13 protein-coding genes are annotated in these 15,287 nt (G+C 65.2%); 8 read left to right on the top strand and 5 right to left on the bottom strand.

The features are described 5' to 3' along the window. Positions 1-4: 4 nt before the first annotated feature. Positions 5-1,021 (top strand): tRNA lysidine(34) synthetase TilS, encoded by a 1,017-nt coding sequence (gene tilS, locus SynBMKMC1_RS00355; protein WP_186472295.1) that lies wholly within the window; start codon positions 5-7, stop codon positions 1,019-1,021. 5 nt (positions 1,022-1,026) lie between these two features. Further along, the gene (locus tag SynBMKMC1_RS00350; protein WP_186472294.1) at positions 1,027-1,692 is read left to right on the top strand and encodes a hypothetical protein; all 666 of its coding nucleotides are present in this window, start codon (positions 1,027-1,029) and stop codon (positions 1,690-1,692) included. A 2-nt stretch (positions 1,693-1,694) separates the two neighbouring features. Here the strand turns inward: SynBMKMC1_RS00350 and SynBMKMC1_RS00345 are convergent, their stop codons facing one another. The 3 genes from SynBMKMC1_RS00345 to SynBMKMC1_RS00335 form a co-directional block, all read right to left on the bottom strand. After that, complete coding sequence (locus SynBMKMC1_RS00345) at positions 1,695-3,719, bottom strand: ribonuclease J (RefSeq protein WP_186472293.1); 2,025 nt, start codon at positions 3,717-3,719, stop codon at positions 1,695-1,697. A 66-nt stretch (positions 3,720-3,785) separates the two neighbouring features. Next, positions 3,786-4,694 carry a 4-hydroxy-tetrahydrodipicolinate synthase gene (gene dapA, locus SynBMKMC1_RS00340; RefSeq protein WP_186472292.1) on the bottom strand — a complete coding sequence of 303 codons (909 nt, stop codon included), beginning with the start codon at positions 4,692-4,694 and terminating at the stop codon, positions 3,786-3,788. A gap of 6 nt (positions 4,695-4,700) precedes the next feature. Then, entirely contained in the window at positions 4,701-5,729 is a 1,029-nt protein-coding gene (locus SynBMKMC1_RS00335) for an aspartate-semialdehyde dehydrogenase (RefSeq protein WP_186472291.1), read from the bottom strand. 165 nt (positions 5,730-5,894) lie between these two features. Between SynBMKMC1_RS00335 and tig the strand changes: the two genes are divergently transcribed. The 5 genes from tig to SynBMKMC1_RS00310 all read left to right on the top strand — a co-directional run bounded on the left by tig (position 5,895) and on the right by SynBMKMC1_RS00310 (position 12,050). Beyond that, positions 5,895-7,316, top strand: coding sequence for a trigger factor (gene tig, locus SynBMKMC1_RS00330; RefSeq protein WP_186472290.1), 1,422 nt, complete (start codon positions 5,895-5,897; stop codon positions 7,314-7,316). A 46-nt stretch (positions 7,317-7,362) separates the two neighbouring features. Next, on the top strand, positions 7,363-8,052 hold the full coding sequence (clpP, locus tag SynBMKMC1_RS00325) for an ATP-dependent Clp endopeptidase proteolytic subunit ClpP (protein ID WP_186472289.1): 690 nt from the start codon (positions 7,363-7,365) through the stop codon (positions 8,050-8,052). Positions 8,053-8,140: 88 nt separating this feature from the next. Further along, positions 8,141-9,496 carry an ATP-dependent protease ATP-binding subunit ClpX gene (clpX, locus tag SynBMKMC1_RS00320; RefSeq protein WP_186472288.1) on the top strand — a complete coding sequence of 452 codons (1,356 nt, stop codon included), beginning with the start codon at positions 8,141-8,143 and terminating at the stop codon, positions 9,494-9,496. Between the two features lie 4 nt (positions 9,497-9,500). Then, positions 9,501-10,175: a lecithin retinol acyltransferase family protein gene (locus SynBMKMC1_RS00315; protein ID WP_186472287.1), complete on the top strand. Its 675-nt coding sequence runs from the start codon at positions 9,501-9,503 to the stop codon at positions 10,173-10,175. Positions 10,176-10,202: 27 nt separating this feature from the next. Beyond that, positions 10,203-12,050, top strand: coding sequence for a DNA polymerase III subunit gamma/tau (locus SynBMKMC1_RS00310; protein ID WP_186472286.1), 1,848 nt, complete (start codon positions 10,203-10,205; stop codon positions 12,048-12,050). A 15-nt stretch (positions 12,051-12,065) separates the two neighbouring features. On the opposite strand, the gene SynBMKMC1_RS00305 is transcribed toward SynBMKMC1_RS00310, so the two are convergent. Together SynBMKMC1_RS00305 and SynBMKMC1_RS00300 are read right to left on the bottom strand one after the other, a co-directional pair. After that, the gene (locus SynBMKMC1_RS00305; protein WP_186472285.1) at positions 12,066-13,400 is read right to left on the bottom strand and encodes a glycosyltransferase family 2 protein; all 1,335 of its coding nucleotides are present in this window, start codon (positions 13,398-13,400) and stop codon (positions 12,066-12,068) included. A gap of 30 nt (positions 13,401-13,430) precedes the next feature. Continuing rightward, positions 13,431-15,008, bottom strand: a complete 1,578-nt coding sequence (locus SynBMKMC1_RS00300) for a SpoIID/LytB domain-containing protein (RefSeq protein WP_186472284.1) — start codon at positions 15,006-15,008, stop codon at positions 13,431-13,433. Between the two features lie 59 nt (positions 15,009-15,067). Here SynBMKMC1_RS00300 and rpmI point away from each other — a divergent pair, with 59 nt between their 5' ends. Beyond that, positions 15,068-15,265 carry a 50S ribosomal protein L35 gene (gene rpmI / locus SynBMKMC1_RS00295; RefSeq protein ID WP_011931993.1) on the top strand — a complete coding sequence of 66 codons (198 nt, stop codon included), beginning with the start codon at positions 15,068-15,070 and terminating at the stop codon, positions 15,263-15,265. Positions 15,266-15,287: the final 22 nt, after the last annotated feature.

Genomic DNA, 15,287 nt, shown 5'->3' with positions numbered 1-15,287 from the left:
CCCGATGACCGCCAGCGAGCCCTGGCTGCACTGGCACGACCGGCTGCATCGCCAGCTGCTGCAGACCCCCACCCTGTTGCCCCAGTGCACCACCCTGCTGCTGGCGCTGTCGGGCGGGCAGGACTCCATGGCCCTGCTGGGGCTGCTGCGCGATCTGCAAAAGCACCACCACTGGACCCTGCAGCTCTGGCATGGCGACCACGGCTGGCATCCCGGCTCAGCCGCCGTTGCTGATGCACTGGCCCAGTGGTGTGACCAGCAAGCTTTGCCGCTGCGGGTGAGCCGCAGCACGGCTGCAATCACCGGCAGTGAAGCCGCAGCACGCGCCTGGCGTTACAGCGAACTCAGCCAAACCGCCCAGCAACTGAACGAAGCCGGCGCAGCGGGCGCCTGCACGGTGCTCACCGCCCACACCGCCAGCGACCGGGCCGAAACCCTGCTGATGCAACTGAGCCGCGGCACGGATCTGGCAGGCCTGGGCAGCCTGCGGCAAAGCCGGCCGTTGCAGGCGAAAAGCAGCCATGGCCCCCGGCTGGTTCGGCCCCTGCTCGATTTCACCCGCGATGAAACAGCGGCGATCTGCCAAGACCTGCAGCTGCCGGTCTGGCACGACCCCAGCAACAGCGATCTACGCATCGAACGCAACCGCATCCGCCAGGAGGTGCTGCCCGTGCTCGAGTCTCTTCATGCCGGTTGCAGCCGGCGCATGGCCTGGCTCAGCGAACGCATCTCCCAGGCGCACGACAGCCAAAACGCGCTGGTGGATCTGAGCCTGCGGAGCCTCCAGAGCGCCGGCAACGGGCTGCAACGGCCTCCCTTGCAGGCTCTGGCTGCTGATCCCAGACGCATCCTGCTGCAACGCTGGCTGCAGCAGCAGGGTGTCCAGCCCCTGAACGCCCGCCAGCTGGTGGAGCTCAGCCGTGCCATCGGCCCCCAGCAACCGCCTGGGGAACGCCACCTGGCCGGAGGCCAGCGCTTCCACTGGTGCCGGAACTGGGTACAACTAGACCACAGGGGCTGAACAGCGTGGACGGCGACTTTCAGACGCGTTATGTGGCGGCCGAGCAGGCCTACGGAGCCGGTGATTTTCAAACGGCCCAGGCCATCACCAGTGCCCTGCTGGCCGAGCTGGATCCGCTGCCGGACGCCACAGAGGAACGCCATGCAGCGCTGGCCTGGCAGGCCTTCGTGGCCCTGCTTGCAGGCCACATCCATCTCTATGGCCTGCAGCAACCGGATCAGGCCCACGGCCTCTACAGCCTGGTGCTCAGCAGCCATCCGCCCGACACGCTGCGTCAGCTGGCGGAACAGGGACTGGAGCGCCTGGCTGAACAGAACTCCACACCCACCGTTTCAACAGCGCAGCCGGAGCCAGCACCAACTCAGGCCTCGTTGATCAGCGACCCGTTCCTGGCCGCTTCTTCATCGGAGGCAACGCAGGCAGGGATCCCGCAGGCACAGACCACGGCCACACCCTGGCTCGACCGGACTCCGGAGCCAGTCAACAAACCAGAGCCTGTGGTTGAAAAAGACCCACTGCCAGACCCGGCAACCATCCAGGACGAGGCAATCGCTGAAGAGCCATTTGCTGAAGCTCCAGAGCCCAACGTTCCAGAAGCCAACAGCAGCCCCCCCGTAGCGGAGGGGCTGCTGCAGAAGCTGAAAGCCGGACGCCTGCGCGTGGATCTCTGAGATCAGGCCGCAGCTGAACGGCGGCGGCGGGTGCGGCCAGCGGGCATCTCCTGATCAACGGCAGGAGCCGAAGGGGCCGCTGCTGCAGCTGCTGGCGTTGGAGCAGGAGCGGGCGCGGGAACAGCAGCAGCAGGTGCGGATGCAGGTGCCGGAGATGCAGCAGCGGGCTTGGCCACCCGGTTGGGGGCGGCATCGCGGTAGCGGCCACCACCGCCATTGCGGCCACCACCATGGCGACCGCCGCGGCCGCGGGGAGCCGGACGGTTGTCGGGCTCAGCATCGGCCCGACCCTTGTACACCGGAGTGCCAGCCGGTGCCGGCTGCACCAGGCAAAGAATCAGGGGCTCCACCTGCAGTTCGCGGCGCATGCGGCGGCTGAGACCCACCTCCACTTCACGCTGCACGCCCATCCAATCCACCTCAGGCGCCTTGCCGCCGGTGTTGCGGGTGAGCTGCTTCCAGCGGTTCTCCAGCACCCAGTTGATTTCACGCTCGGTCCAAAGCGACATCTTGCGGGCATCGGCGGTGGTCACCACACCGCGCAGATTCACCCGGGGGGGCGCCACCATCGCCCCATCGGTGCTGATCGCCGCCAGGATCGTGACGATGCCGTCTTCAGCGAGCTGCTGACGCTCCTTCAGCACCCGGGCGTCGACGATGCCATTGCGCGACTGGTCGAGAAGCTCGATGCCAGCCTTCACTGGATCGCCCTTGCGCAGGGAGTCGGCGGTGAGTTCCACCACATCGCCGTTGTCGATGATCAGGGTGTTGTCTTCCGGCACACCCATGGAGTGCCCGGTGCGGGCATGGCGCACCAGCATGCGGTGCTCCCCGTGCACGGGCACGAAGAACTTGGGACGGGTGAGCGCCAGCATCAGCTTCTGGTCTTCCTGGAAGCCGTGGCCGGACACGTGAATGCCCTCGCCTTTGCCGTACACCACCTTGGCGCCCAGCATCATCAAGCGGTCGATGGTGTTCACCACCGAGATCGTGTTTCCGGGAATAGGGCTGGCCGAGAAAATGATCGTGTCGGAGCTCTTCACCTTCACCTGGGGGTGATCACCGCGGGAAATCCGGCTGAGAGCAGCGAGAGGCTCGCCCTGGCTGCCGGTCATCAGCAGCAGGGTTTCCCGGTCGGGCACATCGTTGATCTGTTTGATCGGCACAAACAGCTCATCGGGGGCCCGCATGTAGCCCAGCTCGCGGGCCTTGGCGATCACATTCAGCATCGAGCGGCCGAGCAGACCCACCTTGCGGCCGTTCTTGAGCGCGAGCTCAAGAATCATCGAAACCCGGTGAATCGAACTGGCGAAGGTGGTCACGATCACCCGGCCCTCGGCATCGGCCATGTGGCGATCGAGGTTGGCGAACACGGAGCGTTCCGGAGGGCAGAAGCCGGGAACTTCCGCATTGGTGGAATCGCTGAACAAACAGAGCACCCCCTGATCACCGTGGTGAGCCAGGCGTGCCAGGTCGAAGTGCTCGCCATCCACCGGGGTGTGATCGAACTTGAAGTCACCCGTGAAGATGATCGTGCCCACCGGGGTGCTGATCGCCAGCGAGAAGCTGTCGGCCATGGAGTGGGTGTTGCGGATGAACTCCACGGAGAAGTGCTGGCCCACTTTCACCACATCGCGCGGGCCCACGGTCTGCAGAGTGGTGCGGTCGGTGACCCCCGCCTCGTCCATTTTTCCGGTGAGCATCGACAGCGCCAGGCGCGGGCCGTAGATCACCGGGATGTTGAAGTGCTTGAGGTGGTGCGCGATGCCACCGATGTGGTCTTCGTGACCGTGGGTCACGATCATGCCGCGGATGCGCTTCTGGTTCTCGCGCAGAAAGCTTGTGTCCGGCAGCACCACGTTCACGCCGTGCATGCCGTCGCTGGGGAAAGCGAGGCCGGCATCCACCAGCATCAGGTCATCGCCGTACTCGAACACGCAGGTGTTCTTGCCGATCTCATGCAGACCCCCAAGCGGAATCACGCGAAGGCAGGGTTGCTTCGTATTGGCAGTCGTGGAGGCGGTCATCACGTCAGTTCAGAGGTAAGAAAATCAATGGAGATGGCGCATGCAGCGCTGTCAGCAGCCGTGGCGTCAGGTTGGACGCAGGGCATCGAGGGTGTCGGAAAGGGCAGCGCGCATCGCGGGATCCAAGGGAAGAAGGGGAGAACGGGGAGAGCCCACCGGCCAGCCGCTCAGCTCGAGCGCTGCTTTCACTGGAATGGGATTGGTGGTGGCGAACAGGGCCTTGAACAAAGGGATCAGTTGTTCGTGATGGCCGAGCGCCACAGCAGGCTGCCCGCTGAGATAGGCCTCCACCATGGCGCGCATCCGGCGGCCCACCAGATGACTGGCCACACTCACCACACCCACGGCGCCCACCGACAACATGGGCAACACCAGGCCATCGTCACCGCTGTAGATCGCCAGCTTGGCTCCACAGGCCAAACGCAGAGCCGTGACTTCCTCGGTGGTGCCGCTGGCGGCCTTGAAACTGACGATGTTGCTGCAGTCCATCAGGCGCGCCACGGTGGCGGGCTCCATGGAGCACCCCGTTCGGCCAGGAATGTTGTAAAGCATCAGCGGTAGCTCTGGTGCCGCTTCGGCGATGGCGCGGAAATGCGCCTCCAAACCCTCCTGGGGAGGCTTGTTGTAATAAGGAATCACGACCAGAGCACCATCGGCACCCGCTGCTGCAGCTTCACGGGTGGCCTTCACCGCTTCCTGGGTGCAGTTGCTGCCCGTACCGGCGAGCACCGGCACCCCGGGGCCAACGGCTTGACGCACGGCTTCCAGCAGCTGGGACTGTTCATCCCAGCTGAGGGTGGGAGACTCACCGGTGGTGCCGCACACCACCAAACCATCGGATCCCTCATCCACCAGATGGCGGGCCAGCCGACCGGCCAGGGCGAGATCCACAGCACCCTCCGCATCGAAGGGGGTGACCATGGCCGTGAGCAAACGGCCAAAGGGGGTGGGGGACAGTTCTGCAGCAGGGCTCATAACGATTCAGGCAGGGAGCAGCAGTTCGGCGATCTGGATGGCGTTGAGAGCAGCCCCCTTGCGGATCTGATCACCACAAAGCCAAAACTCGAGAGCTTTGGGCTCACTGATGTCTTCGCGCACCCGGCCCACCATCACAGGGTCGCGGCCGGCCACATCCGTCGGCATCGGAAAACGGCTGGAGGCGGGGTCGTCCATCAGCTGCACCCCCGGCGCTGCAGCCAGCAGCTCGCGCGCTTCCGCAACGGGGAGAGGGGCATCGAACTCCACATTCACGGCTTCCGAATGGGCTCGCAGCACCGGCACACGTACGCAGGTGGCCGTGAAGCGCAGATCCGGCAGTCCCATGATCTTGCGGGTTTCGTTCACCATCTTCATCTCCTCCTCGCAATAGCGGTTCGCCTGCAGCGGCGAATTGTGAAGAAACAGGTTGAAAGCCAGGGAATGAGGAAGCACCGCAGGGGTCGGTGTGGTCCCGGCGAGCACTTCGTGAGAATGGGTTTTCAGTTCTTCCATGGCCTGAGCCCCCGCACCACTGGCCGACTGATACGTGCTCACCACCACCCGGCGCAGCGCCCGTCGTGTCGCCAAGGGCGCCAGGGCCAACGTGAGCAGGATCGTGGTGCAGTTGGGATTGGCGATCACACCGCGATGCTGGATCGCCGCTTCCGGGTTCACTTCCGGCACCACCAGGGGGACGTCGTCATCCATGCGGAAGGCGCTGGAGTTGTCCACCATCACCGCTCCAGCGGCCACGATCGCTTCGCGCCATTGCCGCGAGACCGAGCCCCCGGCGGAAGCCAGCACCAGATCCACACCCGCGAACGCCGACTCGCTCACCTCCTGCACCGTCAGGTCCAGACCATTCCAGGAACAACGGGTTCCAGCAGAACGGGCTGACGCCAGCAGGCGCAGCTCCTTCACAGGGAAATGACGCTCCTGCAGCAACTGCAGCAGTTCCTGCCCCACAGCACCGCTCGCACCAAGGATGGCCACCGTGAGTGGTCGATTCGGCAGTGAGGCGGCAGTGGACAAGCGGACGCGACTCGAAACAATGAATGCCAGCAGTTCTGCGCTGGAGGATTCAGCACCGCGAGACGCGGGCCTGCAGCTGTTGCTGATCGTTTCGTCAGCTTACGCGGCAGAGCACGGTCGGGCACTTAATTAAGGTATTGGGCTGCTTGTACCTGCGACCCGCCAATGAGTGCCGCCAGCCTGAAGGTCACCACCACCTCCCGCCCCGGCAGCCGCCTGGCCGTGGAGGTGGCCGTTCCAGCGGAGCGGAGTCAGGCCAGCTACGAGGAGGCGATCACTCGCCTCAGCCGCAGCGTGAACCTGCCCGGCTTCCGCAAGGGGAAAGTGCCCCGCACGGTGCTGGTGCAGCAGCTCGGCGCCCTGCGCATCCGGGCCACCGCGCTGGAATCGCTGGTGGAAAGCGTCTGGCGTGATGCTCTGGCCCAGGAAACGATTGAAGCCCTGGGGCAACCGGAACTGAGCGGAAGTTTCGAAGAGCTCCTCGACACCTTCAAACCCGGTGAGGCCCTCACCGTGACAATGGAAACCGATGTGGCGCCATCCCCGACGCTCAAGAGCACCAAGGGGCTGAAGGCGGAAGCGGAAACCGTGGCCTTCGACGCCGCCAAGGTGGACGAGATGCTGGAGCAGTCCCGCCGGCAGCTGGCCACGGTGGTGCCTGTGGAAGGGCGCAAGGCTGAACAAGGTGACATCGCCGTGGTGGGCTTCAAGGGCACCTACAGCGATGACGGCAGCGACATCGAAGGCGGCAGTGCCGACTCCATGGATGTGGATCTCGAGCACGGCCGCATGATCCCTGGCTTCGTGGAAGGCGTGGTGGGCATGGCCGTAGGCGACAGCAAAACCGTGGACTGCACCTTCCCCGACGACTACCCCAAAGAAGATGCCCGCGGCCGCAAGGCCAGCTTCGCCATCGAGCTCAAGGACCTCAAGACCCGCGAACTGCCGGAACTGGACGACGCCTTTGCCAAGCAGGCCAGCGAACAGGAGACCCTGGCAGAGCTGCGCAGCGACCTGGAGCAGCGCCTGAAAGATGACGCCGAACGCCGCTCCCGCAGCAACCGGCACGACGCCCTGCTCGCGGCCCTGGTGGAGCAGCTGGAGGTGGAACTGCCCGAAAGCCTGATTCAGCAGGAAGTGCGCAACCTGGTGGAGCAGACCGCTGGCCAGTTCGCCCAGCAGGGCATGGATGTGCAGTCCCTGTTCACCCCCGAACTGGTGCGCAATCTGATGGAGTCATCCCGGCCTGAAGCCGAGGAACGCCTGCGCCGCAGCCTCGCTCTCACCGCCCTGGCTGAAAGCGAGAAGCTCAGCGTGGATGACGCCGATCTGAACGCCAAGCTCAAGGAGGTGAAGGGCCAGCTCTCCGGCGAACGGGACATCGACCCCGAACGCCTGCGTCAGGCCGTACTCGACGATCTGCTGCAGGAGAAACTGCTGGGCTGGCTGGAGGAGAACAGCACGGTGACCGAAAAGGCTCCGGAGGCCGAATCAGACGCCGCCAAGGCCAGCAAGCCAGCAGCAGCCAAGAAGGGCGCCAGCAAAGCCAAAACGGCCAAGGCCGACACTGAAAGCGCCGAATCCTGATCGGCGCCCATAGATTGCAATCCAAGAACAGCCCGCCAGTCGCCGCGTGATCGACGCCCGTACCCCCCATCCGATTCAGAACCGCTGGCGGGGCATTCAGCCCCTGTCGGTTCATCCCCAGGCGGCACCCGGTGTGCTGCCCACCGTGGTGGAGCAGTCCGGCCGCGGAGACCGCGCCTTCGACATTTACTCACGCCTGTTGCGCGAGCGCATCATCTTCCTCGGCACCGGCGTCGATGATGCCGTGGCGGATGCCCTAGTGGCACAGATGCTCTTCCTCGAGGCCGAGGATCCTGAAAAAGACATTCAGGTGTACATCAACTCCCCGGGCGGGTCGGTGACAGCTGGCCTGGCGATCTACGACACCATGCAGCAGGTGGCTCCCGATGTGGTGACCATCTGCTATGGACTGGCCGCCTCCATGGGCGCATTCCTGCTCTCCGGCGGCACCAAGGGCAAACGCTTAGCGTTGCCCAACGCCCGGATCATGATTCACCAACCCATGGGGGGAGCCCAGGGTCAGGCCGTGGATATCGAAATCCAGGCCAAGGAAATCCTGTTCCTCAAGGAAACCCTCAACGGCCTGATGGCTGAGCACACGGGGCAACCGCTCGACAAAATCGCTGAAGACACGGATCGCGACAACTTCATGTCGCCGGCTGAAGCCGTCGACTACGGACTGATCGATCGCGTGGTGGACAGTTTCGGAAACGGAGAAATCGTTACGGGGGGCTGACATTGCCCCGTTCCACCGCGATGCTGAGTCTTCCGAGCGATGACCCATCGAACGGGTTCCCTGTCCTGACTGATCTGCCAAGCGCCCGATGGCCAAATTCGACGCCCATCTGAAGTGCTCGTTCTGCGGAAAGTCCCAGGAGCAGGTGCGCAAACTGATCGCCGGCCCCGGCGTTTACATCTGCGATGAGTGCATCGATCTCTGCAACGAGATCCTGGATGAAGAACTGATTGAGTCCCAAGGCGGAAGCCGGCAGGGCGCTGAGCCCTCCCGCAAAGCGGGTACAGCGCAGGCACGCAAGAGCACGAAGCCCGCACCCACCCTGGCCTCGATTCCCAAGCCACAAGACATCAAGGCGTTCCTTGACCAGCAGGTGGTGGGTCAGGAAGCCGCCAAAAAAGTGATGTCGGTTGCCGTTTACAACCACTACAAACGCCTGGCCTGGCAGGGTGATGGCAAGGGTGAAACCGAAGAAACAGCTACCCGACTGCACAAGTCGAACATCCTGCTGATCGGGCCCACCGGCTGCGGCAAAACACTCCTGGCTCAGACGCTGGCAGAGATGCTGGATGTGCCCTTCGCTGTGGCAGACGCCACCACGCTCACCGAAGCGGGCTACGTGGGCGAAGACGTGGAAAACATCCTGCTGCGCCTGCTGCAGAAGGCCGACATGGATGTGGATCTGGCCCAGCGAGGCATCATTTACATCGATGAGATCGACAAGATCGCCCGCAAGAGCGAAAACCCATCGATCACCCGGGATGTGTCGGGAGAAGGGGTGCAGCAGGCCCTGCTCAAGATGCTGGAAGGCACCGTGGCCAACGTGCCTCCCCAGGGAGGACGCAAACATCCCTATCAGGACTGCATCCAGATCGACACCAGCCAGATCCTGTTCATCTGCGGCGGCGCCTTTGTTGGCCTCGATGATGTGGTGCAGAAGCGCATGGGCCGCAACGCCATCGGCTTCATGCCCACCGACGGTCGCGGTCGCGGCAAGGCCACCCGCGACCTTCAAGCTGCCCAGGTGCTGCGCCATCTCGAGCCGGATGATCTCGTGCGCTACGGCCTGATCCCCGAGTTCATCGGACGCATGCCCGTGAGTGCCGTGCTCGAACCCCTCGATGAGCACGCCCTCGAATCCATCCTCACCGAACCGCGGGACGCCCTGGTTAAACAGTTCCGCACCCTGTTGAGCATGGACAACGTGCAGCTGGAGTTCGAACCGAGCGCGATCGAAGCCATTGCCCAGGAGGCCCACCGCCGCAAGACGGGCGCCCGGGCCCTGCGCGGGATCGTGGAAGAGCTGATGCTCGATCTCATGTACGAGCTGCCCTCCCGCAAAGACGCGTCGTCGTTCACCATCACCCGCGCGATGGTGGAGGAGCACACCGGCGGCAAGGTGCTGCCCCTCCCGGGAAGCGAGCGGCAGCAGGAATCGGCCTGAGGCCATGGCCGCTGCCGACCACCTGCGGGTGCCCCGCCAGCACGGACTGTTTCTGCATCACGGCATCGATCTGGGCGACGGCAGCGTCGCCCACTACCTGGAAGGGCGCGAGATTCTGCGCAGTCCTCTGGCCGAATTCAGCCGCGGCCAGGAGGTGAGCGTGGTCAGTCACGACCAGGCCTCGCCGGCTGGCGTCACGTTGCGCCGGGCCATGAGCCGCATCGGCGAGCAGAACTACAACCTGCTGTTCAACAACTGCGAGCATTTCGCCAACTGGTGCAAAACCGGCCGACACCGCAGCGGACAGGTGGAGGACTGGCTGCACACCGGCAGCCTCGGCGCTCTTGCCCTCGGCCAGCTGATGCCCGCCGCTGTGCTCACCGGCCTGGGCCTGCTGCTGCGCAAAGGGCTGATTGACGAGGCCTCGAAGGAACGGGCCCGGCAGGGACTGGTGCAACTGCAACGCCTGCGTCAGACCCTGCTGGAGAAGCTGGAGTCCACCCTTGGGCAGGCGGAGATCTGGCTGAAGGGCATGCCAGGCCAGGGTGCGGATGAGCGCATGGATCGCCGCGGACGCCAGCTGCTCCTCACCGGCCGCACCATCGCCGACGAACTGGCCGCTGTGGAAGACCTGGAAACCAGGATCAGAACACTCCTGGAGAGCGACCCTGAAAGCTAGGTAGCCTCAGCGTCTCGCCGGCTGTGCATGAGTCAGGCTTACCAGCCACTGCATCACAAATACAGGCCCCAGCGTCTCGATCAACTGGTGGGGCAGGAGGCGATTGCCGCGACCCTTGGCCACGCCCTGCGCTCGGGCCGCATCGCCCCGGCCTACTTGTTCAGTGGCCCCAGGGGCACCGGCAAAACCTCGAGCGCCCGCATCCTGGCCCGCTCCCTCAATTGCCTCAACAGTGAGGGGCCCACCCCGGAACCCTGCGGCCACTGCGAGCTCTGCACAACGATTGCCGCCGGCACGGCCCTCGATGTGATCGAGATCGATGCGGCCTCCAACACCGGCGTGGACAACATCCGCGATCTGATCGAACGCTCCCGCTTTGCCCCGGTGCAGGCGCGCTGGAAGGTGTACGTGGTGGATGAATGCCACATGCTCTCCACCGCTGCCTTCAACGCCCTTCTCAAAACCCTCGAGGAGCCGCCACCGCAGGTGGTGTTTGTGCTCGCCACCACCGACCCGCAACGGGTGCTGCCCACGATCCTCAGCCGCTGCCAGCGCTTCGACTTCCGGCGCATCCCCCTGGAGGCGCTGGAGCGGCATCTCACCTGGATTGCAGAGCAGGAAACCATCCCGATCCAACCCGAAGCCCTGCATGTGGTGGCGCAACGGGCCCAGGGGGGCCTGCGTGATGCGGAAAGCCTGCTGGACCAGCTCAGCCTGCTGCCCGGACCGATTCAGGCCGAAGCGGTGTGGGATCTGCTCGGTGCCGTGCCCGAACAGGAGCTGCTGGCGCTGGTAGCAGCGATGCGCAGTGGTGAACCGGTGGCCCTGCTGGAAGCCACCCGCACCCTGCTGGACCGTGGTCGCGATGCTGGCTCTGTGCTGCAGGGCCTGGCGGGAATCCTGCGTGATCTCGTGCTGATGGCTGCGGCTCCAGACCGGCCGGAACTCACCAGCGTGTCGCCCCAATTCCGCGACCAGCTGCCCGAGCTGGCCAAAGCGATTGGCCGCAGCCGCCTGTTGCAGTGGCAATCCCAGCTGCGTGGCAGCGAGCAACAACTGCGCCAGAGCGTGCAACCGCGGCTGTGGCTGGAGGTGCTGCTGCTGGGATTGCTCGCAGAGCCCACAGCCCCCCAGACTCCCGTCCAAGCAGCCAGTCAGCCCCCCCGTCCAGTCAGCCAGTCAGCCCCCGCCACCGCGGCGCCAATCCAGGCACCACCGGTTCCGGCTGTGGCAACCGCTGCTCAACCCCCACAGGCCCCACCAGCCCAGGCCCCCCCGCCAGCTCCCGTCAGCCTCCCCGACACCAGTCCCCCGACCGCTGAACCTGCAGCAGCAGCGAACCCGTCGCCTCCCCAGGATCTCGGAGAGCTCTGGCAGCAGATCCTGGCTGGCCTGGAACTGCCATCCACGCGCATGTTGCTGTCGCAGCAGGCCGAACTGGTGCGCCTCGACAACCACCGCGCCGTGGTGCAAGTGGCCGGCAACTGGATGGGCATGGTGCAAAGCCGCGTGGCCTTACTGGAGCAGGCGATCGCCCGGGCTGTCGGCGGCAGCCGCCAACTCGTGCTGGAAAGCCATGGGGGGGCTGCACCGATGGCCGCCATGCCAGCGCCATCGACACCGCCACCACCGGCTCCCGTTCCAGCCCAGGCCGTCACGAGCAGCGAAGCGCAACTGCCACCGCGACCGCTGGCCGCAACCCCAACACCGGCTTCACTTCCTCCAACCCCGACCCCGAGTGCTGCGCCTGCCCCAGCTCCAGAACCCGATGCCGCAGCTGTTCAGCGGCAGGAGCCATCCGTGCTGGATGACAAGGCCAAGCGCCTGGCTGATTTCTTCAACGGTCAGGTGCTGAATGTGGATCTCGACCCTTGATCCATCCCGCCAAGGTCAGGCTTGAACCGTTTCTTCCTGACCGCGGTGGCTCGTCTTCGCCCACACCAGCCGCTTGGGACGCAACGCCATGCGCAGGGTCACCCAGGGAATCACCACAAACCAGTGGCTGAGGTAGGCGATGCCAAGCAGCAAATTGAGAACATCCGGCTGGGGGAGATCAGGACCATCGCTGGAGCGGCGACAACCTCGCCAGTAGGCGACCCCCGACACACTGAACGCCACGATCGAGAGAGGCCAGTACGCCGGTGTGGTGCGGCTCAGCAGGCTGGTGATCAGATCCGACCACGACACCACCGGCAATGCGTATTGGAGCAGGAAGAAGCTGGCGAGATCGCGGCGCTGGGACAAGGTGAGCCGGGATGAGAGCAAACCGGGCCAGTAATCGAGAAACCGCTGCAAACCGCCCTCCGCCCAGCGCTGACGCTGCTTCCAGAGGGCCTGGAGAGTCTCCACCGCCTCCTCCTGCACCGGAGGATTCCAGAGAATGCCGATCCGAGCCTCCTGCAACAGCAAGCGGAAACTCAGATCGAGATCGTCGGTGACCGTTTCCTCGTTGAAGCCGCCGCAGGCCTCGAGAAGATCCCGGCGCAGCAACTGGCCATTTCCGCGCAGTTCCGCCACGCCCCCACCGGCCAGGCGACCCTGCTGGATCTGGGCATCGAAGGCCATTTCCATCGCCTGCACCCGGGTCAGCCAGTTGTCCTGGGCATTGGTCACAGCCTTGCGCATCTGCACGGCCGACCAGCCACCGCCACAGGCAAAAGGAATCAGCCGCTCGAGCTGATCGACTGCAAGCTGGGCATCGGCATCAAGGATGAGCAACCACTCTCCCTGGGTTTGGGCCAGGGCTTCATTGAGCGCGCCGGATTTCCCGCCGCCGGCGTTGCGGGGGCGGCGGATCACCTGCAGCGCTGGAAAACGATCCTGCAGCACCGCCAAGCGCTCGGGCGTGCGGTCTTCGCTGCCGTCATCCACGACACAGAGGCTGAGGCGATCAGCGGGATAACGCAACGCAGCCAGACGCTCCACCAAGCGGGTGACGACGGCCTCCTCATCCCTGGCCGCCACCACCACATCCACGGTTGGCCGCGCTGTGTTGGCCCCTTCCTCTGGATCAGCGCTGGTCAAGCCGGGCTCAGAGCCATCACCCAACGACTCCCTGCGCAAAACAGTGCGCAAGCCATAGCCACCGAGGAGCACGGCGAGGGTGAGAGCAGGCAGAAGGCTTCGGCTCGGATCCAACCAATGGGGTGCAGCCCCGGCCCAGCCGCAGGCCGCAAGAAAGAGAGCCGTCTTGCCGCGTCGGTGATCACCTGTACCTGCGGCCACGCCCCTCCCCAATCGCAAAGTGCTTGAACTTTAAGGGGCCTGAACCGGTGGAACCGGTGGGGCCTGCCGAAGCGGCTCCAATTGGGTCCCGGGGTAGTAATGCGCAAGGATGCGCTGAGCACTCCAGCCGCGGCCGGCCAGATCAATGGCCCCGGCCTGCGACAGGCCCACGCCATGACCGAATCCACCGCCCTGGAATTGCCAGGCCCCCGCACCCTCAGGCCGGAGCACAAACAAGGTGCTGGGCAGACGGCGAAGCGTCCGGCGGATCGCATCAAGGCGCAGCACCACCGCGGGTGCGCCCCCGTCGCGCTCGATCGCTAATGCCAGCACGCGTCCGCTCGGTCCCCGGTCCTGCACGCTGACTTTGGTGGGAAGGGCATTGCCCTTGCCGGCTGCCGCCAACGCCTGGGCCAGTTGGCCGGCGGAATAACTGCGGGTCCAGCGAAAGCGCGGATGACCAGCGCCGTAGGCACCATCCCGGCGCTGCAGGAGTGATCTCAAACTCTCCGCCGACTGCAGGGGCAGCCCCGTGGCGTCTCGCCAGGCCTGGGATCCATCGGGCTGCACACGCACATAGGGCAGTGGGTCCATCGCCCAGGCTTCTTCAGCGCTGGCACTGATCCCGCCATTGGTGGCGTGATAGACCGCGTGAATGGGTTGGCCCTCCCAGCGGAGCACCTCACCGGAGGTCGCGCGGATGGCCTCACGGACCGAAGCCGAAGCCTGGCGCGGATCGCTGTAAACCTGGCACTGGGTGTCGCTGCAGAGGTGATAGCCGTCAATCGCGAAACGATGGCTGTTGGCCAGAGCCCAGGTCCGAGCCAAAACCGCCTGGGCCTGCAGCGCTGCAGGGGGAGAGCCTGCGCCGATCTCATGGGGAACCACGCCTTCTAGATAACGCTCCACAGGCACCTGCTCCAGCAAGGTCCAGCTGCCGTAGGCATCGGCCTGCAGCCGGAAGGGGCCACGCATCACACCACCCTTCCAGCGCAGCCCATTGGGGGCTTGCACCTGCAGAGGCCCCTGGAGCGTGCGGCCACCCTCTGGCCCCTCCAGAACAGGTCGAACCTCGGCCGCAAGCGTGGATGTGACATCACGCAACGGCACACCGGGAAGATCCGGCGCATCGGCCGGTGCCCACACCTCCCACTCGTCGGGGTGAGCGACCTTGGCCTCCACACCCTGATCCCGCCAACGCTGCGCCAGCCGCTCAGCGGATTCGAAACTGGCGAGAGGCCCTGCCACCCGCCTGGCCACGGCAAGGGGAGACTCCAGAGGCACCAACCGCCAGCTGAACCGCAGGGTTGGACCATCGGCCGCCACGGTGCCGCTGGCATCAAGGAGCTGCAGCGGTGCTGGGCCGGCACTGGTGAGCGTGAGCAGAGGCGCGGAACGCTGCGCTTGGGTGCCCCGGCCCAGATGATCGGCGAGCGACACCCATAGAACCGCCTGTCCAGCAGAGGGCGGCGCCGGCACGGAGCGGTGGGTGGGCAGCGCCGGAGCCTGCGGGGCCGGCGGCATCGACTTGAGGTCTTGCGCCCGGCAACCGACAGTCGCCACAACCGGCAGCACCAGCAGGTGGGCCAAGGATCGGACACCGGACATTTGGCTGCGGGGAGGGTGAGGTTCTATTGTCTTCGTTTGTGCCCCGTGCCGCCAGAGACATGCCCAAGCTCAAGACCCGCAAAGCAGCCGCCAAGCGGTTCAAAGCAACAGGCACTGGCAAGTTCCTACGTCGGCGCGCCTTCCGCAACCACCTGCTGGATCACAAGAGCCCGAAACTGAAGCGCCACCTGGCCACCAAAGCTGTGGTGGACCGGACGGACGAAGATCGGGTGGCCCTGATGATGCCTTACGCCTGATCAGTTTCAGCGCACGATCGTT

Origin of the sequence: Synechococcus sp. BMK-MC-1 (assembly GCF_014279955.1) — a bacterium.
Classification (GTDB): domain Bacteria; phylum Cyanobacteriota; class Cyanobacteriia; order PCC-6307; family Cyanobiaceae; genus Synechococcus_C.
The sequence above is the reverse complement of the archived record's forward strand: the minus strand, read 5'-3'. Positions and strand labels throughout refer to the sequence as shown.